General features: G+C 71.9%; 19 protein-coding genes. 16 read left to right on the forward strand and 3 right to left on the reverse strand.

Annotation, left to right across the window (positions count from 1 at the left end; genetic code table 11):
- The 6 genes from GRC12_RS26055 to GRC12_RS26080 form a co-directional block, all read left to right on the forward strand.
- A partial coding sequence (locus GRC12_RS26055; protein ID WP_208781789.1) for a tetratricopeptide repeat protein occupies window positions 1-382 on the forward strand: 382 nt, incomplete at its 5' end.
- 66 nt (window positions 383-448) lie between these two features.
- A complete protein-coding gene (locus GRC12_RS26060; protein WP_208781790.1) occupies window positions 449-2,026 on the forward strand; it encodes a phytoene desaturase family protein in 1,578 nt (525 codons plus the stop codon).
- Window positions 2,023-2,814: a class I SAM-dependent methyltransferase gene (locus tag GRC12_RS26065; protein ID WP_308286636.1), complete on the forward strand. Its 792-nt coding sequence runs from the start codon at window positions 2,023-2,025 to the stop codon at window positions 2,812-2,814. Before GRC12_RS26060 ends, GRC12_RS26065 begins: the two co-directional genes overlap by 4 nt.
- A 105-nt stretch (window positions 2,815-2,919) precedes the next feature.
- The gene (locus GRC12_RS26070; RefSeq protein WP_208781791.1) at window positions 2,920-4,548 is read left to right on the forward strand and encodes an MFS transporter; all 1,629 of its coding nucleotides are present in this window, start codon (window positions 2,920-2,922) and stop codon (window positions 4,546-4,548) included.
- A gap of 16 nt (window positions 4,549-4,564) precedes the next feature.
- Window positions 4,565-5,083 (forward strand): hypothetical protein, encoded by a 519-nt coding sequence (locus GRC12_RS26075; RefSeq protein ID WP_208781792.1) that lies wholly within the window; start codon window positions 4,565-4,567, stop codon window positions 5,081-5,083.
- Window positions 5,084-5,127: 44 nt separating this feature from the next.
- Window positions 5,128-5,328 carry a hypothetical protein gene (locus GRC12_RS26080; protein ID WP_208781793.1) on the forward strand — a complete coding sequence of 67 codons (201 nt, stop codon included), beginning with the start codon at window positions 5,128-5,130 and terminating at the stop codon, window positions 5,326-5,328.
- A gap of 12 nt (window positions 5,329-5,340) precedes the next feature.
- Here GRC12_RS26080 and GRC12_RS26085 read toward each other — a convergent pair whose 3' ends face one another.
- Window positions 5,341-6,750: a DUF2252 domain-containing protein gene (locus GRC12_RS26085; protein WP_208781794.1), complete on the reverse strand. Its 1,410-nt coding sequence runs from the start codon at window positions 6,748-6,750 to the stop codon at window positions 5,341-5,343.
- A gap of 178 nt (window positions 6,751-6,928) precedes the next feature.
- Between GRC12_RS26085 and GRC12_RS26090 the strand changes: the two genes are divergently transcribed.
- The 9 genes from GRC12_RS26090 (at window position 6,929) to GRC12_RS26125 (ending at window position 16,161) form a co-directional block, all read left to right on the forward strand.
- A complete protein-coding gene (locus tag GRC12_RS26090; protein WP_208781795.1) occupies window positions 6,929-7,594 on the forward strand; it encodes an HdeD family acid-resistance protein in 666 nt (221 codons plus the stop codon).
- Window positions 7,595-7,665: 71 nt separating this feature from the next.
- Entirely contained in the window at window positions 7,666-9,018 is a 1,353-nt protein-coding gene (locus tag GRC12_RS26095) for a hypothetical protein (RefSeq protein WP_208781796.1), read from the forward strand.
- 77 nt (window positions 9,019-9,095) lie between these two features.
- Complete coding sequence (locus GRC12_RS26100; RefSeq protein WP_208781797.1) at window positions 9,096-9,560, forward strand: SHOCT domain-containing protein; 465 nt, start codon at window positions 9,096-9,098, stop codon at window positions 9,558-9,560.
- Between the two features lie 33 nt (window positions 9,561-9,593).
- Entirely contained in the window at window positions 9,594-10,043 is a 450-nt protein-coding gene (locus GRC12_RS26105) for a DUF7144 family membrane protein (RefSeq protein WP_208781798.1), read from the forward strand.
- A 117-nt stretch (window positions 10,044-10,160) separates the two neighbouring features.
- Window positions 10,161-11,270, forward strand: coding sequence for an NAD(P)H-dependent flavin oxidoreductase (locus tag GRC12_RS26110; protein WP_133048440.1), 1,110 nt, complete (start codon window positions 10,161-10,163; stop codon window positions 11,268-11,270).
- The gene (locus GRC12_RS26115) at window positions 11,267-12,820 is read left to right on the forward strand and encodes an acyl-CoA synthetase (RefSeq protein ID WP_208781799.1); all 1,554 of its coding nucleotides are present in this window, start codon (window positions 11,267-11,269) and stop codon (window positions 12,818-12,820) included. The genes GRC12_RS26110 and GRC12_RS26115 overlap by 4 nt, the downstream gene beginning before the upstream one ends.
- Window positions 12,817-12,939: a hypothetical protein gene (locus GRC12_RS46465; protein WP_280117519.1), complete on the forward strand. Its 123-nt coding sequence runs from the start codon at window positions 12,817-12,819 to the stop codon at window positions 12,937-12,939. The genes GRC12_RS26115 and GRC12_RS46465 overlap by 4 nt, the downstream gene beginning before the upstream one ends.
- Before the next feature lie 89 nt (window positions 12,940-13,028).
- A complete protein-coding gene (locus tag GRC12_RS26120) occupies window positions 13,029-14,525 on the forward strand; it encodes an acyl-CoA synthetase (RefSeq protein WP_208781800.1) in 1,497 nt (498 codons plus the stop codon).
- A 133-nt stretch (window positions 14,526-14,658) separates the two neighbouring features.
- A complete protein-coding gene (locus GRC12_RS26125) occupies window positions 14,659-16,161 on the forward strand; it encodes a purple acid phosphatase family protein (protein WP_208781801.1) in 1,503 nt (500 codons plus the stop codon).
- Window positions 16,162-16,220: 59 nt separating this feature from the next.
- Here GRC12_RS26125 and paaK read toward each other — a convergent pair whose 3' ends face one another.
- Window positions 16,221-17,516, reverse strand: a complete 1,296-nt coding sequence (gene paaK, locus GRC12_RS26130) for a phenylacetate--CoA ligase PaaK (protein WP_208781802.1) — start codon at window positions 17,514-17,516, stop codon at window positions 16,221-16,223.
- 161 nt (window positions 17,517-17,677) lie between these two features.
- Between paaK and GRC12_RS26135 the strand changes: the two genes are divergently transcribed.
- The gene (locus GRC12_RS26135) at window positions 17,678-18,559 is read left to right on the forward strand and encodes an alpha/beta fold hydrolase (protein WP_208781803.1); all 882 of its coding nucleotides are present in this window, start codon (window positions 17,678-17,680) and stop codon (window positions 18,557-18,559) included.
- Between the two features lie 104 nt (window positions 18,560-18,663).
- Here GRC12_RS26135 and GRC12_RS26140 read toward each other — a convergent pair.
- On the reverse strand, window positions 18,664-20,342 hold a 1,679-nt coding region (locus GRC12_RS26140), incomplete at its 5' end, for a sulfatase (protein WP_244373782.1).

A 20,342-nucleotide genomic window follows, 5' to 3' on the forward strand; every position in this document is an offset into this window, starting at 1 on the left:
CCCCGAGACCCTCCGCGCCCGCCACGGCCTCGGCGTCAACCTCGGCCGGCTCGGCCGCTGGGAGGAGGCCCTCGCCGAGTCCCGCGACGTCTGCGCGATCCGCGAGCGCGTCCTCGGCCCCGAGCACCCCGACACCCTGGTCAGCCGCCGCGAGGTCGCCGTCGGCCTGGGCTGGCTGGGCCGCTGGGCCGACGCCCTGACCGAGTACCGCCGGGTGGCCGCCGCCCGCGAGCGCGTCCTCGGCCCCGACCACCCCGACACCCTCGCCAGCCGCAACGACGAGGCACACTGCCTGGAACAACTCGGCCGGGGCGCCGAGGCCGTCGAGCTGTACCGCCGGGTGGCGGCACTGCGCCAGCAGCGGGCCTCCCACGGACGCTGAGCGCTCCGGGGGCCGTATCGCCGTACCCCCCTGGCCGCTGACGATCATCGCGTGTTACCAAGAAGCATGTCTGCACACGAGGGACCCGCGACGCACCGCACCTACGACGCCGTGATCGTCGGCGGCGGGCACAACGGCCTGGTCGCCGCCGCCTACCTGGCCCGGGCCGGACGCTCCGTGCTGGTCCTGGAGCGGCTGGAGCACACCGGGGGAGCCGCGGTGTCCACCCGGCCGTTCGCCGGGGTCGACGCACGGCTGTCGCGCTACTCCTACCTGGTCAGCCTGCTGCCGAAGAAGATCGTCCGGGATCTCGGTCTGGACTTCCGGGTCCGCGCCCGCACCATCTCCTCGTACACACCCGTCGAACGGGACGGAAGGGCGACCGGACTCCTGGTGGGCGGCGGCGAGCGGCGCACCCGCGAGGCCTTCGCCAAGCTGACCGGCTCCGAGCGGGAGTACGAGGCCTGGCAGCGCTTCTACGGCATGACCGGCCGTGTCGCCGAGCGGGTCTTCCCCACGCTCACCGAGCCGCTGCCGGACCGGGGGGAACTGCGCCGGCGCGTCGACGACGAGGAAGCCTGGCGGACCCTGTTCGAGGAACCGATCGGCGTGGCCATCGAGGACCGCTTCGCCGACGACCTGGTGCGGGGCGTGGTCCTCACCGACGCCCTGATCGGCACCTTCGCCGACGCCCACGACCCGTCCCTGGCACAGAACCGCTGCTTCCTCTACCACGTCATCGGCGGCGGCACGGGCGCCTGGGACGTGCCGGTCGGCGGCATGGGCGCGTTGACCGACGCCCTGGCGGGCGCCGCCCGCGACGCGGGTGCCGTCCTCTCCACCGGGCACGAGGCGGTACGGATCGACACGGACGGCCGAACCGCCGAGATCACCTACCGCACGGCCGACGGGGAGGGCACCGTCGCCGCCCGGCACGTCCTGGTGGGCGCCTCCCCGCAGGCCCTCGCCGAACTGACCGGCGACGCGCCGCCCGCTCCCGCCGAGGGCGCGCAGCTCAAGGTCAACATGCTGCTCAAGCGGCTGCCCAAGCTGCGGGACGAGTCGGTGGACCCCCGCGAGGCGTTCTCCGGCACCTTCCACATCGCCGAGGGCTACCGGCAGCTGGCCACCGCCCACGCCCAGGCCGCCGCCGGCCGACCGCCCCTCGCGCCGCCCTCCGAGATCTACTGCCACTCGCTCACCGACCCCACGATCCTCGCCCCCGACCTCGTCGAGCGGGGCTACCAGACCCTCACCCTGTTCGGCCTGCACACCCCGGCCCGGCTCTTCGACCGGGACAACGACGCCGTGCGCGAGGAACTCCTCAAGTCGACGCTCGCCCAGCTCGACGCCCACCTCGCCGAACCCCTCGCCGACTGCCTCGCCACCGACGCCGACGGCCGCCCCTGCATCGAGGCGAAGACCCCGCTGGACCTGGAGCGCGACCTGCGGCTGCCCGGCGGCAACATCTTCCACCGGGAGCTTGCCTGGCCCTACTCCGGCACGGACAGCGGCCGTTGGGGCGTGGAGACCCGGCACGCGAACGTGCTGCTGTGCGGTGCGGGGGCGGTGCGCGGCGGGGGAGTGAGCGGAGTGCCGGGGCACAACGCGGCGATGGCGGTGCTGGAGGCGACCGGCGAGTGACCGGTTCGGCACGGGACTTCTACGACTCGCTCGCCGCCGACTACCACCGGATCTTCCCGGACTGGGAGGCGAGCATGGCCCGGCAGGCGGCCGTGCTGGACCCCATGATCCGTCGCGAACTCGGTCCGGGTCCGCACCGGTTGCTGGACTGCGCCTGCGGCATCGGCACCCAGGCGATCGGCCTGGCCCGCGCCGGACACCGGGTGGTCGGCAGCGACCTGAGCCCGGCGGCCGCCGCTCGTGCCGCCACCGAGGCCGAGTCCCGCGGGACGGACCTTCCGGCCGTGGCGGCGGACATGCGGCAGCTCCCTTTCAGAGCGGCCGCCTTCGATGTCGTCGTCTGTGCCGACAACTCCCTCGCCCACCTGCTGACCATCCCCGACGTGACGGCGGCACTCGGCGCCATGCGGCGTGTCCTGCGGGACGACGGCCTGCTCCTGCTCACCCTCCGCGACTACGACGAGCTGCGCCGCACCCGTCCCGCCTCCTCGCCGCCCCAGGTTTCCCACGGTCCGGACGGCCGGTCGATCACCTTCCAGCTGTGGCACTGGCACGAGGACGGCGAGCGTTACGACCAGGAGTACTTCCAACTGATACCCGACGGAGCGGGCTGGCAGGTGCGGGTACGGCGGACCACCTCCCGGGCGGCGACCCGGGACGAGGTGGCGGACGCGGCGACCCGGACCGGTTTCACGGACGTCACCTGGCACACCCCCGGGAGCAGCGGCTATCACCAGCCCGTCCTGACGGCGCGCGCGACGACAGGGCGAAGCGTCCACCTGCCGTGACCACCGCGTCTCGCCCGCAGCGGGTGAGGCGGCGGGCCGGTCCACCGGGTCCCATGGGAGGGGCGGAACCTGCGCCCGGGGGCCGACTTCGGCGAGGTGGACAGCATGCGACACTGGCGCGCTCTGATCGTTCTGGGGACGGCCCAGTTCCTGATGGTGCTGGACACCTCCGTCATGAACGTCTCCATCAGTCAGCTGGTCAAGGACTTCGACACCGAGGTCACCGCCATCCAGGCGGTCATCACGCTGTACGCCCTGGTCATGGCCGCGTTCATGATCATCGGCGGTCGGCTCGGGGACATGTGGGGCCGCCGCCGCGTGTTCCTGCTCGGCATGACCGTCTACGGCACCGGATCCCTCATCACCGCGCTGGCCCCCACCCTCTGGGTCCTCGCCGTGGGCTGGTCGGTGATCGAAGGGCTCGGTGCCGCCATGGTGCTGCCGGCCATGGCGGCCCTGGTCGCGGAGTCGTACCGGGGACGCGAGCGGGCCGTCGCCTACGGGGTCGTCGGCGGGCTCGCGGGTGCGGGGATCGCGGTCGGCCCGCTGCTGGGCGGCTGGGTGACGACGTACCTGACCTGGCGGCTGGTGTTCGCCGGGGAGGTCGTGGTCGTCATCGCCGTCCTGCTCTTCCGCAAGGCGATCGCGGAGGTCCCGCGGAGCGGGGCGCGCCCGCATCTGGACGTCGTCGGCGCCGTGCTGTCGGCGGCCGGCCTCGGTCTGGGCGTGCTCGGCGTGCTGCAGAGCGGCTCCTGGGGCTGGGTGCAGCCCCGCAACCCGCCCTTCACCGTGTTCGGCTTCGCGCCGACGCTGTTCGTCATCGGCGCCGGCGTGGGAGTCCTGGCCGTCTTCGTGCGCTGGGAGCACCGCAGGGACGCCCGCGCGGCCGACCCCCTGGTCCACCTGGTGTTGCTGCGCCGGCCGGCCCTGCGGTCCGGGCTGCTGACGCTGCTCAGCCAGAACCTCATCCTGCTGGGCCTGTTCTTCGCCATCCCCCTGTATCTGCAGGTGGTGCAGGGCTTCGACGCGTTCCAGACCGGGCTGCGCCTGCTGCCGGTCTCCATCACCATGCTCGCGGCCTCGACGGTCGCCTCCCGGCTGGGGCGCGTCGTCGGCCCGCGCCGGGTGGTCCGGCTGGCGCTGCTGACCCTGACCGGGGCGATCATCTGGCTGCTGGCCACGATCGACCCGGACATCGACGACGCCCAGTTCGCCGGCGCCATGGCCGTGCTGGGCATCGGCATGGGGCTGCTCGCCTCCCAACTGGGCAACGTCGTGCAGTCCAGCGCCGGTGAGGAGGAGCGCAGCGAGGCCGGCGGGCTGCAGTTCACGGCCCAGAACCTGGGCTCGGCGCTGGGCACCGCGCTCATCGGCTCGCTGCTCGTCGGCGCGCTGGCCCACGCCTTCACCACCCAGGTCGAGAACAACCCGCAGCTGTCGGACCAGGCCCGGCACGAGACGAGCGTGGCCCTCGAGTCCGGCATCAGCTTCGTCTCCACCGACCAGGTGCACACGGCGGCCGAACGCGCCGGACTGCCGCCCGGCGAGGTCGACGCCCTCACGGACTCGTACGCCACCGCCCAGCTCCAGGGGCTGAAGGCGGCGATCCTCGCCGCCGGCGGCATCACCCTCGCGAGCTTCCTGGTCACCCCGGGCCTGCCGGGCGCCCCGGCCGCGCGGGCCCGGCAGCCGAAGACAGGAGCGGCGGCCCAGGCCGTCGGCGGCGCGAGCTGAGAAGGGGGCGGCCGTCATGTCCCGCACCGACCGGATCATGCCGGGAGTCCGGAGCGCGGAGCACCGGGCCGCCTCCGACTACACGGGCGGCGTCTACGGCTCCATGCTCGCCGCGTCCGTGGTGGTCGGGGCGGCCACGCAGGACTCGTTCCCGCGCTCGGAACTGGTGTTGCTGCTGTTGCTGACCGGCCTGGCGTTCTGGATCGCGCATGTGCACGCCCAGCTGTTCGGCGCCCGGCTGGCCCGGCAGGCCCTGGACCGCCGGGTCGTCTGGCGGGTCTGCCGGGAGGAGTGGCCGATCGTGAAGGCGGCGGTGCCGCCGGCCGCGGCGGTGGCTCTCAGCCCGCTGCTGGGCCTGGACATCCAGGGCGCGTTCTGGCTGGCGCTCTGCGTCGCCGTCGCGGGTCAGATCGGCTGGTCGATGGCGGCGGCCCGGCGCGCGGGCGCCGGCTGGCCGCTGGTGACCGTTACCGCCGTGGTCAACCTGGTGCTCGGTCTGCTGATCATCATGCTCAAGATCTTTCTGACGCACTGAACGCCCGCCCCACCGGGATCATCCGTTCAGAGAGAGGCCGGCTCATGCAGCGCTACGAGATCCGCATCGACGGTCAGCTGTCGACGACCCTGACCGCGGCCTTCCCCGAACTCGAACACGTGGTGATGTCGGATCAGACCGTGCTGTACGGCCCGGTCGTGGACGAGGCACAGCTGTACGGGCTGCTGACCCGCTGCCAGTCGCTCGGGCTGCGCGTGGTCGAGATGTGTCAGGTGCCCGAGTGACCGGCTCCGGTGTCAGAGCGTCTCGGCGGTGACCCTGCCGGAGTCCACGGCGACGCGGAGCGCGGCGTAGTCCCGCTCGTTCTGGTCGGCGTAGGCCTGCGCGAACCCCACGAGCGCGCGGTCGAAGCCGTCGCCTGAGCCCAGGTAGGCGCCGATCGCGATGGGATCGCCGGAGCGGGCGTGGGCCCGGGCCAGCGAGGCCCCGCACACCTGGGCGAACAGGTTCAGCATGTCCGGGTCCATGGTCTCGGGCCGGGCGATGCCCTTCCAGTCCCGCAGCTGTCGTACGTAGAAGTCCCGCTCCTGGCCGTCGAGGCCGACGACGTGGGTGTAGCCGAGGAAGATGTCGCTGGTCGTCTGGATGAGCCGCTGCCCGGTGACCACCCGGCGGCCCTGGTTGTCGAACCCCTCGCCGCCCGCGTGGGGCGCGAGGACCGACTCCTGCGCCTCCTTGGCCTGCAGCAGCAGGGGATCGTCGTCGTCGCGGCCGAGCAGCAGCAGGATCCAGCAGCGGGTGCCGACGCTGCCGACCCCCACCACCTTGCGGGCCAGGTCGACCAGGCGGTAGTGGCGCAGAAGGTGTCGGCGCTCCGAGGACAGCGTGGGCGCGTAGTCCTCCACCAGGGTGTGCAGTTCCTTCTCACGCCCTTCCTCGCCCGGCTCCGTCTGCAGGTCCGCGAACGGGGTGATCAGCGGCGGGTCCGGGGCGATGCGCCGGCCCTCGGGGGTGTCATGCGTGAGCTTGGCGAAGGCCTGCATATGGGTGCGGGTGCGGGCCTGCTCCGCCGCGCGCGCGGTACGGCGGCGCTCCTTCTTGTCCATCGAGGAGGCCATCAGTCCGCGAAGCTTGTCCACGTCGTCCAGGGCGTACCAGATGTCGAGGGTGCGCATGCCGGCGAACTCCCGCATCCGCTCCCGGTAGGCGCGCACGCAGACCCGGACGGCACGGTCCTGCTCCGCGGTCGGGAATCCGTTGGCGCGGGCCGCGATCACGAAGCTGGCCGCGAGGCGCTTGACGTCCCACTCGAAGGGCCCGGGATACGTCTCGTCGAAGTCGTTGATGTCGAACACCAGGTGCCGTTCCGGGGAGGCCAGCATCCGGAAGTTCAGCAGATGGGCGTCCCCGCACAGCTGGACGCGCAGACCGCTGTGGGGCAGTGCGCCCAGGTCGGTCGCCATGATGGCGGCGGCGCCGCGGTAGAAGCGGAAGGGCGACTCGAGCATCCGGCCATAGCGGATCGGCACCAACTCGGGCACGCGCGTGGCGGACTGACGCTCTATCACGGCGATCGGGTCCGGCCGCTCCGGCCCGGGGTCGAACCGGCCGTGGCTCGAACGCGGGAGACGGCCGCGCTCGCTCTTGCCGTAGGCGACCCTGTCCGGCACCGACAGGGTGGACGTGAACGGGCTGTGTGCGGACATGGTGACACCTCCGGAACGGGTTCTCACCCCACCTCACCGCCGCACCGGGGCACAGGGATCACCCGCGAGGGGTGACCCGGCGACCGGTGGCGGGCGGGACGCTGGCCGGGTGGGAGTCCCGCGCGCACGGCCCCGCCGGCGGCCCGTCGCGGCCCACCCGATCACGCGAGGAGGCGCCATGACCGTGTCGCGTGACCCGGCACCCCGTACCGCACCTGAGTACCCGCCCGCCGAGCAGGCGCGGCCCGCGCCGCCCGGCGACCCGGCGGACGTCCTCGCGGGTCTCGGCGGATCGTGGACCTGGATCCTCGCCTCGGCGATCGCCACTCTTGTGCCCGGCGTGATCGTCCTGGTCTGGCCGGACGAGACACTGCACGTCCTCGCTGTGCTGATCGGGCTGTACCTGCTGGTGGGCGGGGTGTTCCGGTTCGTCACGGCCTTCTCCCGCCGCGAGCACGGCGAACGCCTGCCCGCCCTGCTGGTGGCGGTGCTGTTCGTGCTGGCGGGTGTGCTGTGCCTGCGCCACCCGCTGCAGACCGTCGCCACGCTGTCCCTGATCGTCGGGGCGGTCTGGCTGGTCGGCGGCATCCTGACGGCGTACACCGCGCTGGCCGCCCGGGACCTCCCGCACCGCGGCTTCGTCCTGGGCGTCGCGGCGCTCGCCTGCGTCGCCGGAATCCTGGTGCTGGCCACGCCCACCGAGTCGGCCCGCGCGCTGACCCGGCTGCTCGGAGTGTGGCTGGTCCTGCTCGGCGTGGCCGAACTCGCCCTCGCCCTGGCCTGGCGAAGCGCCCTGCACAGGGCCCTGACGGCGAACCGGGGCGGGCCCGCCGCACCTGACTGACACCAGGCGGGGGCCCGCGGGCCGGTCTCCTCGTCCCGGGAGCCCCCGCCGCATACGACAGGGGGGGACCCATGGGTACCGACAAGGTCTCCGCACCACACGCCGACAGCGGCACCGCGCAAGCCGCTCACGTCCTGACCGCCGACGAGCACGCCGAGTACCGGCGGCTGCGCAGCGCGGCCACCGTCCGCCACCGGCATCTGCGGCACGCCGTGGCCACGGTCCTGCTGCTGCTGACCATGCTGCTCACACCGTTGGCCCTGGTGGCTGCCTGGGTCCACGACGAGGTCGCCGACACCGCCCGCTACGTCCGGACGGTGGCGCCCCTCGCCTCCGACCCGGCCGTGCAGGACGTCCTCATCGACCGGCTGACCCGTCGTGTCGTCTCCAACCTCGACGTCGACGCGCTCACGGCCTCGCTCACCACCGCCCTGCGGAAGTCGGGAGCCCCACCCCGTGTCGTCGAGGGCTCCACGGCACTGGCCGGCCCGCTGCGCTCGGCGGTCACCGGCGTCGTCCACCGCAACGTGAGCCGCGTGATCACCAGTGACGCCTTCCAGCAGGCCTGGGAGGGCTCCAACCGCCGCGCGCACGCCGCCGTCGTGCGCATGCTGACCGGCGACAGCAGCGGCGCCCTGCGTGCCGAGGGCGACGCCGTCCGGCTCGACCTGGGCCCGGTGGTCGACCAGGTACGGCAGCGGCTCGTCGACGCCGGTTTCGAGAAGGCCGCCGCCATCCCGGACAGCGACCGGACGATCACCCTGTTCCGCACCGAGCAGCTCGGCAGGGCCCAGAACGGCATGCGGCTGCTGGACGTCCTGGGCACCTGGCTGCCCGTACTGACCCTGGTCACGGCCGCCTGCGCCGTGTGGGCCGCTCCGGCGCACCGGCTGATGCTGCTGATCACGGCCTCGGGCATCGGCGTGATGACCGTGGTGCTGCTCGTCGCGCTGGCCGTCCTCCGGCGCGTCTACCTCGACTCGGTCCCCTCGGACACCCTGCCCACCGACGCCGCCGCGGCAATCTACGACACCTTCGTCCGCTTCCTGCGCGACAGCACCCGGACGCTTCTGGTCGTCGCCGTGATCACGGCGCTCGCCGCCTACCTGTACGGTCCTGGCCGGGTCGCCCGCCGGCTGCGGGCGCTCGCCCGGCGCGGCACCGCCGCCACCGGGCGGGCGCTGGGCCGGACCGGAGTGCGCACGGGCGGCACGGGACGGTGGCTGGACACCCACGGGAAGTGGATCACCGGCCTGGTGATCGGTGCCGGCGCCCTGGCCCTGGTGCTGTGGAACCACCCCACGGTGGGCGGGGTGATCCTCGTGCTCGGCCTGGTGCTCGTCGTCCTTTTTGCCGTGCAGGTCGCCGCCTCCGCCGGGGCTCCGGCGGCCGATGCGCCCTCCGGACTCACCCGCCCGGGGTGATGCCCCACCGGCTTGCCGTGCCCACGCTGAAAGCAACAAACCGGCGGCCGGGCGGCCGCCCGGGACGAAGGAGAGCCATGAACGCGCCGACGTACCTCGCGTACGACTATCCGCTGCTGAGCGTCTTCTGGTCCATGCTGGTGTTCTTCCTGTGGATCATGTGGTTCGTCCTGCTCTTCCGGATCGTCGTCGACATCTTCCGCGACGACGAGATGAGCGGCTGGGGCAAGGCCGGCTGGCTGGTGTTCGTCATCGTCCTGCCCTTCCTGGGCGTCTTCGTCTACGTGATCGCCCGGGGCAAGAACATGGGGCGGCGGGAGATAGCACAGGCGCGCGCACAGCAGGAGGCCTTCGACAGCTACGTCCGGGAGACGGCCAAGGGCGGCACCAGCAGCGTCGACGAACTCGCCAAGCTGTCCGAGATGCGCTCCCGCGGCGACATCACCGACGACGACTACCGCCGGGCCAAGGAACTGGTCCTCAGCGGTTCAGGCGCCTCCGACCGCGCGGGTGGCGTCGGCTCCTCCGCCGGCCACCTCTGAGGCACACCGGACGACAGGAATCGAGGCAGCACCATGACGGCCACACACCCCGCACACGCGCACCCGACCAGGCAGGCCTGGGCCGGCGGGCTGATGACCTTCGGGGCCGTGATGCTCATGATCGCCGGACTGCTGGACGTCTTCCGGGGCATCATGGCGATCGCCTCGGACGACATCTTCGTCAACACCCGCAACTACGTCTTCGAGTTCGACCTCACCGGCTGGGGCTGGATCCACCTGATCCTGGGCGCGGTCGGCGTGCTCGTGAGCTTCGGACTGTTCCAGGCCATGACGTGGGCGCGGGTCGCCGGGGTGGGGATCGCCGCGCTCATCATCATCGCCAACTTCCTCTCGCTGCCGTACTACCCGGTGTGGTCGGTCGTGATGATCGCGATGTCGGGGTTCATCATCTGGGCCCTGTGCGTGGTCCGGCAGGACGACGAGACCTTCGACCCGTTCGAGCGCCCGGGGCACGACATCTGACGACCCGTCGGCAGCGGGGCCGGCGCCGGCGCCCCCATGGGGCCCGGCGCCGGAGAAATCTGATGGAGCGTCAGAAAAAGTCTTCCGTCGGCCGGAGGACTGCGGCATCCTGCGCCCATGCAGACGGAGCTGAGCAACACACTGGGAGTCGAGCACGCCATTTTCGGCTTCACGCCGTTCCCCGCCGTCGCCGCGGCCATCAGCCGCGCCGGCGGTTTCGGTGTGCTCGGCGCGGTCCGCTACACCGCCCCCGACGACCTCAAACGCGACCTCGACTGGATCGAGGCCCACGTCGACGGCAAGCCCTACGGCCTCGACGTCGTCATGCCCGCCAAGAAGGTGGAGGGCGTCACCGAGGCCGATGTCGAGGCCATGATCCCCGAGGGGCACCGGCAGTTCGTCAAGGACACCCTCGCCAAGTACGGCGTGCCCGAGCTGGCCGAGGGGGAGGCGTCCGGGTGGCGCATCACCGGCTGGATGGAGCAGGTCGCCCGCACCCAGCTCGACGTCGCCTTCGACTATCCGATACGGCTGCTCGCCAACGCCCTCGGCTCCCCGCCCGCCGACGTCGTCGCCCGCGCCCACGAGCACGACGTCCTCGTCGCCGCCCTCGCGGGCAGCGCCCGGCACGCGGTCAAGCACAAGGAGGGCGGCATCGACATCGTCGTCGCCCAGGGCTACGAGGCCGGCGGCCACACCGGCGAGATCGCCTCCATGGTGCTCACCCCCGAGGTCGTCGAGGCCGTCGACCCGCTGCCCGTGCTGGCCGCCGGCGGCATCGGCAGCGGACAGCAGGTCGCCGCCGCACTCGCCCTCGGCGCCCAGGGCGTATGGCTCGGCTCCCTCTGGCTGACCTGCACGGAGGCCGACATGTCCTCGCCCGCGGTGACCAGGAAACTGCTTGCCGCCGGCTCCGGCGACACCGTCCGCTCCCGCGCCCTGACCGGCAAACCGGCCCGGCAGCTGCGCACCGAGTGGACCGACGCCTGGGACGACCCGAACGGCCCCGGCACCCTCCCCATGCCCCTGCAGGGCCTGCTCGTCGCCGAGGCCCTCACCCGCATCCAGAAGTACGAGGTCGCGCCCCTGCTCGGCACGCCCGTCGGGCAGATCGTCGGCCGGATGACCAGCGAACGCAGTGTCCAGGCCGTCTTCGACGACCTCACCCGCGGCTTCGAGAAGGCCGTCGACCGCGTCAACCGCATCGCCGGAAGGAGCGGCAAGTGACCAGCACGCCCCCCGCCGGATTCTGGGCCCAGGCCACCCACGACCCCGACCGCACGGTGCTGATCGCACCCGACGGCGAGGAGTGGACCGCCGGACGCCTGCACGCCGCCGCCAACCGGCTCGTCCACGGCCTGCGCGCCGCCGGTCTCGAACGCGGGGACGCCTTCGCGGTCGTCCTCCCGAACGGCCCCGAGTTCTTCACCGCCTACCTGGCCGCCAGCCAGGCGGGCCTCTACCTGGTCCCGGTCAACCACCACTTCGTCGGTCCGGAGATCGGCTGGATCGTCGCCGACTCGGGCGCCAAGGTGCTCATCTCCCACGAGCGTTTCGCCGCCCCCGCCCGCCACGCGGCCGACGAGGCCGGCCTGCCGGCCACCCACCGCTACGCCGTCGGCACGGTCGAGGGTTTCCGGCCCTACGCCGAACTCCTCGACGGACAGCCGGAGTCGGCGCCCTCCGACCGGGAGCTCGGCTGGGTCATGAACTACACCTCGGGCACCACAGGCCGTCCCCGCGGCATCCGCCGCCCGCTGCCCGGCAAGCGCCCGGAGGAGGCCTATCTCGGCGGCTTCCTCGGCATCTTCGGCATCAAACCGTTCGACGACAACGTCCATCTGGTCTGCTCGCCGCTCTACCACACGGCGGTACTGCAGTTCGCGGGCGCGTCGCTGCACATCGGGCACCGCCTCGTCCTGATGGACAAGTGGACGCCCGAGGAGATGCTCCGCCTGATCGACACCCACCGGTGCACCCACACGCACATGGTCCCCACCCAGTTCCACCGCCTGCTCGCCCTGCCGGAGCCGGTCAGGCGGTCCTACGACGTCTCGTCCATGCGGCACGCCATCCACGGCGCGGCCCCCTGCCCGGACCACGTCAAGCGGGCCATGATCGACTGGTGGGGCGACTCGGTCGAGGAGTACTACGCGGCCAGCGAGGGCGGCGGCGCCTTCGCCACCGCCGAGGACTGGCTGAAGAAGCCCGGTACGGTCGGCAAGGCCTGGCCGATCAGCGAACTCGCCGTCTTCGACGACGACGGCAACCGGCTGCCGCCGGGCGAACTCGGCACCGTCTACATGAAGATGAACACCGGCGGCTTCGCCTACCACAAGGACGAGGCCAAGACGAGGAAGAACCGCATCGGCGACTTCTTCACCGTCGGCGACCTCGGCTACCTCGACGAGGACGGCTACCTCTTCCTCCGCGACCGCAAGATCGACATGATCATCTCCGGTGGCGTCAACATCTATCCCGCGGAGATCGAGTCCGCCCTGCTCGCCCACCCGGCCGTCGCCGACGCCGCCGTCTTCGGCATCCCGCACGACGACTGGGGCGAGGAGGTCAAGGCGGTCGTCGAACCGGCCCCGGGCCACGACCCCGGACCGGACCTCGCCGCCGACCTCCTCGCCCACTGCGCCGGACAACTCGCCGCCTACAAACGGCCCAAGAGCGTCGACTTCATCGCCGAGATGCCCCGCGACCCCAACGGAAAGCTGTACAAGCGCCGGCTGCGGGACCCCTACTGGGAGGGCCGCACCCGCCCGGTGTGACCACCTGTCACGGCCGGACCCGGATCACCCTCAGGACCGGCGAGGACCGGATGTCCTTCTCGCAGAAGCGGGCGGTCACCCACTTCTCGCCCGAGAACGGCCGGGTCTGGTCCCTGTAGTGCGGAGCCCGAACGCCATCGGGGGAAGCTGCGATTGGCCGTACGAACGTGCTTGACCTGCCCCGGCCACGGGCCGAGGATCATGAGTCATGACGCAGGGACACGGCAGCACGGTTGACGGGGTGCTGCGGCGCAGCGCCCGGCGCACCCCCGCGCGGGTCGCGGTGGAGTACGGCGAGCGGTCATGGACGTACGGCGAACTCGACGAGGCCGTCTCCCGCGCGGCGAGCGTCCTGCTCGGCCAGGGGCTGGAGCGGGGCGACCGGGTCGGTGCCTACGGCCACAACTCCGACGCCTACCTGATCGCCTTCCTCGCCTGCGCCCGCGCCGGCCTCGTCCACGTCCCGGTCAACCAGAACCTGACCGGCGACGATCTGGCCTACATCGTCGGCCAGTCGGGCAGCTCGCTCGTTCTCACCGACCCCGACCTCGCGGACCGGCTCGCCGACGGCGTCCGGACCCTGCCGCTGCGCGGCACCGACGACTCCCTGCTCGCCCGGCTCACGACCGCGCCCGCGTACGACGGCCCCGAACCGCGTACCGAGGACCTGGTGCAGCTGCTGTACACCTCCGGTACGACCGCCCTGCCCAAGGGCGCGATGATGACGCACCGCGCGCTCGTCCACGAATATCTCAGCGCGATCACCGCCCTGGACCTGTCCGCCGGTGACCGCCCCGTGCACTCCCTGCCGCTCTACCACTCGGCGCAGATGCATGTGTTCCTGCTGCCGTACATCGCCGTCGGCGCCACCAACATCATCCTCGACGCGCCCGACGGCGACCGCCTCTTCGACCTGATCGAAGCCGACCGCGTGGACAGCCTGTTCGCGCCGCCGACGGTCTGGATCGGTCTGTCCAACCGCCCCGACTTCGCCACCCGGGACCTCAGCGGCCTCCGCAAGGCCTACTACGGCGCCTCGATCATGCCGGTGCCCGTCCTGGAACGGCTGCGCGAACGGCTGCCGAAGCTCGGCTTCTACAACTGCTTCGGCCAGAGCGAGATCGGCCCCCTGGCCACCGTCCTCGCCCCGGACGAGCACAAGGGCCGCATGGACTCCTGCGGCCGGCCCGTGCTCTTCGTCGACGCCCGCGTGGTCGACGAGGACGGCAAGGACGTCCCCGACGGCACGCCCGGTGAAATCGTCTACCGCTCCCCGCAGTTGTGCGAGGGCTACTGGGACAAGCCGGAGGAGACCGCGGAGGCCTTCCGGGACGGCTGGTTCCACTCCGGCGACCTCGCGGTGCGCGATGCGCACGGCTACTACACGATCGTCGACCGGGTGAAGGACGTCATCAACTCCGGTGGCGTCCTGGTCGCTTCACGCCAGGTCGAGGACGCCCTCTACACCCACGAGGCGGTCGCCGAGGTCGCCGTGATCGGCCTGCCCGACGAGCGGTGGGTCGAGGCCGTCACGGCGGTCGTCGTACCGCGCGGCGAGGTCACCGAGGACGAGCTCATCGCCCACACCCGCGAGCAGTTGTCGCACTTCAAGGCCCCGAAACGCGTGGTGTTCGTGGACGAACTCCCGCGCAACGCCAGCGGGAAGATCCTCAAACGGGAGCTGCGGGACAGCCTCGGCGCATGATGCGGCGCGGCCGGGGTACCCGACGCGACCCTTCCCGGGCACGTGATGCGATGCACAGGAAAGACCCGTTTCGTACCCGGTACGGCCGCCAGTAGCATGGCTCCTGTTCACGGCAGGAGGACACAAACCAGGCATGCGTTGCTGCTTCCCCGCTCCTCTCGCCGCCCTCGCCGGAGTCCCCGGCCCCTGTGAGGTGCTGCGTTCCGGAGCACTGCTCGCCCCGGCGCTGCTGCGCGCCGTCTCCGCCGCCCGCACCCGACTGCCGCACCACCACCCGATCGCCGCCGTCCATCTGGAACTGGTCACCCTGATCGAGGACCGCGCGATCATCACCTGGTACACCGGCATCCCGGGCACCGACGACGGCTTCGGGCACATGCTGCCCGCCCTCACCGAGGGCGAGGTCGTCTACGGCACCCATCCCGGCCGGCTCAACCGGGTCGCCGGCGAGGACCTGCCCACGGCCCACCACCACGTGGAACTCACCGGCCTGGAGCCCGGGCAGACGTACTACTACCAGGCCCGCTCCCGGGGCGTGGCCGCCCGGCCCACCGCGCTGCACCTGATCCGCGGCAACGCCGCCGGCACCTCCCTGCACGGCCTGGGCTCGCACGGCGGCCCGTACTCCTTCACCACGCCCCTGCCCCCGCCCGGCCGGCATCTGATCTCCCTCGCGCTCTGCAACGACCTGCACCTGGGCGAGACCACCGCCGGACTCGTCGGCGGCATCCCCTTCATGCGCGGAATCTCCCAGCAGCCGGGGCTCACGCCCTACCCGGAGCTCATGACCCGGGCCCTGGTGCAGGAGGCCCGCAGACGAGGGGCCGACGTGCTGCTGGCCGCGGGCGACATCTCGGCCGGCGGCTCGGCCGCCGATCTCGCGCGGGCCAGAGGCATCCTGGACGGCTTCGGGACGCACGGACGGGACTACTTCGTCGTCCGGGGAAATCACGACCGGCCCGGAGCGGTCGAGGAGTCCGACGGCGACACCTTCCGCAGCGGCTTCGGCCGGCCGGACGAGCCGGGGTACTTCGAGCGCGACCTGGGCGGGCTGCGCATCATCGGGCTCGACACCTACGAGAAGCGCGGCAACGGCGCCGACTCCGGCGGGCTCGGCGCCGAACAACTGGCCTGGTTCCAAGCCCGGTTGCGCGAACAGCGAGAGCAGCCCACCGTCGTCTTCGGCCACCATCCGCTGACCGTGCGCGACTCGCTCTTCCCCGTCGGCGCGGGCCAGCGCCTGGGCCGCCGCCAGGCCCGGGCCATCCTGGAGGCCTATGCCGCCACCCCGGGCGTCTTCCTCCACCACGCCGGCCACACCCACCGCAACAAGCGCACCGTGCTGCCACAGGCGCCGCACGTGGCCCTGCAGGAGGTCGGCGCCGCCAAGGAGTACCCCGGCGGCTTCAGCCTGCTGCGCGTCCACACCGGCGGCTACGCCCTCAACTTCTTCAAGGCGCGCGGCGCCGAAGCCCTGGAGTGGGGCGAGCGCAGCCGGCGCATGGCGGGGGGCCTGTGGCCGCACCACGCGCTCGGCCGCTCCGTCACCGACCGCAACAGCGTGGTCTACCGCGACCTGTCCGGGATCACCCGGCCCGCCCTCGCCCCCTTGGCGGCGACCGGCTCTCCGGGCTGACAGGGACCTCCCTCAGCCCGGCGAGCCGGTCACGGGCCGACGGTGACCACCGTCCCCGGTCACGCGCGCCGCAGGTCCACGATCCGGCGGATCTTGCCCACCGACCGTTCCAGTGACTCCGGTTCGACGATCTCGACGCCCACCGAGACACCGATGCCGTCCTTCACGGCCGCCGCGATGGCCCGCGCGGCCGCGTCACGGACCTCCGGTGCGGCATCCGGGCGGGCCTCGGCCCGTACCGTGAGCGCGTCCATACGTCCCTCACGGGTCAGCTGCAGCTGGAAGTGGGGCGCCACGCCCGGCGTGCGCAGCACGATCTCCTCGATCTGCGTCGGGAAGAGGTTCACCCCGCGCAGGATCACCATGTCGTCACTGCGCCCGGTGACCTTCTCCATGCGCCGGAACACCCGCGCCGTCCCCGGCAGCAGCCGGGTCAGATCGCGCGTGCGGTACCGCACGACGGGCATGGCCTCCTTGGTCAGCGAGGTGAAGACCAGCTCGCCCTCCTCACCGTCCGGCAGCACCTCACCGGTGATGGGGTCGACGATCTCCGGATAGAAGTGGTCCTCCCAGATGTGCAGCCCGTCCTTGGTCTCCACGCACTCCTGCGCGACACCCGGGCCGATCACCTCCGACAGCCCGTATATGTCCACGGCGTCGATCGCGAACCGCTCCTCGATCTCCCGCCGCATCTCCTCGGTCCACGGCTCGGCGCCGAACACGCCCACCCGCAGCGAGGTGGAGCGCGGATCGACGCCCTGCCGCTCGAACTCGTCGAGCAGTGTCAGCATGTACGACGGCGTCACCATGATGATCCGGGGTGCGAGATCCTGGATCAGCTGTACCTGACGGGCCGTCATACCGCCGGACGCGGGGACGACCGTACAGCCGAGCCGCTCGGCGCCGTAGTGCGCGCCCAGCCCGCCGGTGAACAGGCCGTATCCGTACGCCACATGGACCGTGTCGCCCGCTCGGCCGCCCGCGGCCCGGATCGAGCGGGCCACCATGTCGGCCCACAGGGCCAGGTCGTTGTCCGTGTAGCCGACGATGGTCGGGCGGCCGGTGGTGCCGCTGGAGGCGTGGATGCGCCGGACGCGGTCCCGGGGCACGGCGAACATGCCGTACGGGTAGTTCTCGCGCAGGTCGGCCTTCGTCGTGAACGGAAAGCGGGCCAGGTCGGCCAGGGACCGGCAGTCGTCCGGGTGGACACCGGCCTTGTCGAAGGACTCCCGGTAGAAGGGCACGTGCTCGTAGGCGTGCCGCAGTGAGGACCGCAGCCGTTCCAGCTGCAGCGTCCGCAATGCCCCGGCGTCCAGCCTTTCCCCCGCGTCCAGCAGCTCCGTCGCATCCGCCATGGGGACTTCTCCCTAACCAACCGCATCAATCCGGACGACCGATCATTCGGTCGAGGTGCTCGGGATCAGTAATTCAGGCCGTCCAGGCGCAGGCAAGAGGTCCGGCCGCATTTTCTGTAACTCCGTTGCGGCCTCGTTCCGGCGGCGGTGAAGATCGGCGCATGCCGACCTTCACCGCCGCCGACGGGACCGAGCTCGCCTACCACCTGCGAGGCGAGGGCGCCCCGCTCGTCGTCCTGCCCGGCGGCCCCATGCAGGCCTCCGCCTACCTCGGCGACCTGGGCGGTCTCGCCGCACACCGCCGCCTGGTCCTGCTCGACCTGCGCGGCACGGGCGACTCCGCGACACCGGCCGATCCGGGCTCGTACCGCTGCGACCGGCTCGTGGCCGACGTGGAGGCCCTGCGCGCGCACCTGGGACTCGACCGGATGGACGTCCTCGCCCACTCGGCGGGCGCCGGCCTCGCGATGCTGTACGCGGCCCGGTACCCGGAGCGGGTGGCGAGGCTGGTACTGGTGACCGCCATTCCATGGGCGCTGGGCATGCCGGCTACCACCGAGCAGCGGCTGGCGGCGGCACGGCTGAGGAGCGGCGAGCCGTGGTTCCCGGAGGCGTTCCCGGCCCTCGAGCGGTGGCTGGCGGGGCGGTCCGACTACGACCCCGCATGCGCGCCCTTCCTCTACGGCCGCTGGGACGACACGGCTCGGCGGCACGAGGCGCGCGCGGAGGAGCAGTTCAACGACGAGGCGTCCGAGATCTACGGGTCGGACGGCGCCTACGACCCACCCGCCACCCGTGCCGCACTCGCCCGCGTCACCGCCCCGGTCCTGGTCCTCGCCGGAGAACTCGACGGCGGCCCACGCCCCGAACTGGCCCGCGCCGCCGCCGACGCGTTCCCGGACTCCGACTTCACCGTCCAGCCCGGCGCGGGGCACTACCCGTGGCTGGACGACCCCGACTGGTTCGCCGGCCGGGTCACGCGCTTCCTGGAAGGGCGGGGAGTGCCCGCACCGCCGGCAGCCCGGCCGGAAGCGACTCCCTGACTCAGTGACGCCGCCGCGCCCAGGCCGTCGCGCGGCGCCGCAGCAGAACATGACACGCCCGGGCGCGTCGTGCTACGCCGTCCGGAGGCTTCGGAGCCGGTGTGTCACCCGCCGTTCGGGCCGTATGCCGCCATGAAGCGGTCGCGGAAGGTGTCCATGGTCCACTCGGGGGCGTTGGGCGCGGGCTTGAGGCCGTCCGTCCAGCCCCAGTTCGCGACGCGGTCGAGCACCTTGGGGTCTCGGGCGACGATGGTGACCGGGACGTCCCTGTTGGCGGTGCCCCGGGTGACCGTCGGCACCGGCTGGTGGTCGCCGAGGAAGACGAGGACGGTGTTGTCGTCGCCGTAGCGCTGCATCCACTCGGTCAGGCTGTCCAGGGAGTACTGGATCGCCTTCCGGTACTCGGTCCGCACGCGCGACGCGCTCTTCCAGACCTCCGTGGGGTTCGTGCCCTCCTTCTTGATCTTGTAGAAGATCTTGCCGTCCCCGAGGTCCTTCCAGTCGATCATGTGGGCGATGGGCGACCAGGGGTTGTGGCTGGAGGCCAGGATGATCTCCGCCATGATCGGGTCGCGGTTCTTCTTGCCGTGCTCCAGCTTCTGGAAGGCCTCCAGACTGAACTGGTCCGGCACCGGCGTCCAGCTGAAGTACGGGCCCTGGTAGCCGAGGTGGGTGGAGTCGTAGATGTGGTCGAGGCCGAAGTACTTGCCCTCCGGCCAGGACTTGCGCACACCCGGCACGATGCCGACCGTGCGCCAGGCGCCCGTCTTCTGGAAGTAGCTGGTCAGGGTCGCGCGGTCGCTGGTCGTCAGCGTCCGGTACCGCTCCTGGTTCTTGATCCACAGCCCGGACAGGAAGGTCGAGTGCGCAAGCCAGCTGCCGGCGCCCGTGACCGGCGACCGCAGCCAGCCGCTCCGGGAGGCGAAGCCGGCCGCCTTGAGCCTGGCGTCACCCTGCTGGAGGGTCGCGTCGATCTCCGGTGCCATCGCCGGGTCGTCGATGGCCACCCGCCCGTAGCTCTCGATGAAGGTGAACATTACGTCCTTGCCGCGCAGCCCGGTCAGCAGCTGGTCGGACGGGGTGTTGGCGTACTTGTCGACGTGGAGCTGCTTCGCGAAGACCTTCGCGTCTCCCAGTCCGTCGCTGACGGACTGCATGCGGTGGGCGAGGAACTGGCTGTAGCCCTTCGTCGCGAACGGAACGCTGCCGAACTCCACGCTCAACGTGAAACAGGTGATCCACACCGTGCCGAGGACGAGCGTGGTGCCGACGGCCGTGGAGCGGTGCCGGCCCATCGTGTCCGCCAGCCGCAGCACCGCGAGCGCACTCAGCACGAGCACGGCGATGAACAGGACGATCACACCGATGACCGCGAGCACCTCGCCCGAGCGGCCGAAGGAGTCCTTCACCCAGTCCGCGCCGTCGCTGAGCAGCGTCCAGTCGAAGACCAGGTCGAACGGCCGGGCAAGGGTCTGGTAGAAGCCCATGTCGATGAACTTGAGCACGGTGGTCAGACCGAGGAACGCGCCCGCGACGACGGCCCCGACGCGCCGCGCCTTCGCGGGCAGGGCGAGCAGCACGATCGCGAGGAGGATCGGCTCGACGGGGAGACGGATGACCGACTGGAGGGTGATCCGGTCGAGCCTGTCGGGCACGAGATCCGCGACGATCACGAACACACCGGCCAAGACGGTCGTCCCCACGCGCACGACACCCGCGGCACGGGGGTAACGCCGCCGCCACCCGAACCAGCCGGGGCGGTTGGTGGGGGAGGAAGCTGCCG

The sequence above is a fragment of the Streptomyces griseorubiginosus genome, assembly GCF_017614965.1.
Taxonomy (GTDB): domain Bacteria; phylum Actinomycetota; class Actinomycetes; order Streptomycetales; family Streptomycetaceae; genus Streptomyces; species Streptomyces griseorubiginosus_B.

Excerpts from the sequence above, each read along its gene's own strand:
- GRC12_RS26060 (WP_208781790.1), top strand. The coding sequence starts at position 449 with ATGTCTGCACACGAGGGACCCGCGACGCACCGCACCTACGACGCCGTG.
- GRC12_RS26070 (WP_208781791.1), top strand. The coding sequence starts at position 2,920 with ATGCGACACTGGCGCGCTCTGATCGTTCTGGGGACGGCCCAGTTCCTG.
- GRC12_RS26075 (WP_208781792.1), top strand. The coding sequence starts at position 4,565 with ATGTCCCGCACCGACCGGATCATGCCGGGAGTCCGGAGCGCGGAGCAC.
- GRC12_RS26080 (WP_208781793.1), top strand. The coding sequence starts at position 5,128 with ATGCAGCGCTACGAGATCCGCATCGACGGTCAGCTGTCGACGACCCTG.
- GRC12_RS26085 (WP_208781794.1), bottom strand. The coding sequence starts at position 6,750 with ATGTCCGCACACAGCCCGTTCACGTCCACCCTGTCGGTGCCGGACAGG.
- GRC12_RS26090 (WP_208781795.1), top strand. The coding sequence starts at position 6,929 with ATGACCGTGTCGCGTGACCCGGCACCCCGTACCGCACCTGAGTACCCG.
- GRC12_RS26095 (WP_208781796.1), top strand. The coding sequence starts at position 7,666 with ATGGGTACCGACAAGGTCTCCGCACCACACGCCGACAGCGGCACCGCG.
- GRC12_RS26100 (WP_208781797.1), top strand. The coding sequence starts at position 9,096 with ATGAACGCGCCGACGTACCTCGCGTACGACTATCCGCTGCTGAGCGTC.
- GRC12_RS26105 (WP_208781798.1), top strand. The coding sequence starts at position 9,594 with ATGACGGCCACACACCCCGCACACGCGCACCCGACCAGGCAGGCCTGG.
- GRC12_RS26110 (WP_133048440.1), top strand. The coding sequence starts at position 10,161 with ATGCAGACGGAGCTGAGCAACACACTGGGAGTCGAGCACGCCATTTTC.
- GRC12_RS26120 (WP_208781800.1), top strand. The coding sequence starts at position 13,029 with ATGACGCAGGGACACGGCAGCACGGTTGACGGGGTGCTGCGGCGCAGC.
- GRC12_RS26125 (WP_208781801.1), top strand. The coding sequence starts at position 14,659 with ATGCGTTGCTGCTTCCCCGCTCCTCTCGCCGCCCTCGCCGGAGTCCCC.
- paaK (WP_208781802.1), bottom strand. The coding sequence starts at position 17,516 with ATGGCGGATGCGACGGAGCTGCTGGACGCGGGGGAAAGGCTGGACGCC.
- GRC12_RS26135 (WP_208781803.1), top strand. The coding sequence starts at position 17,678 with ATGCCGACCTTCACCGCCGCCGACGGGACCGAGCTCGCCTACCACCTG.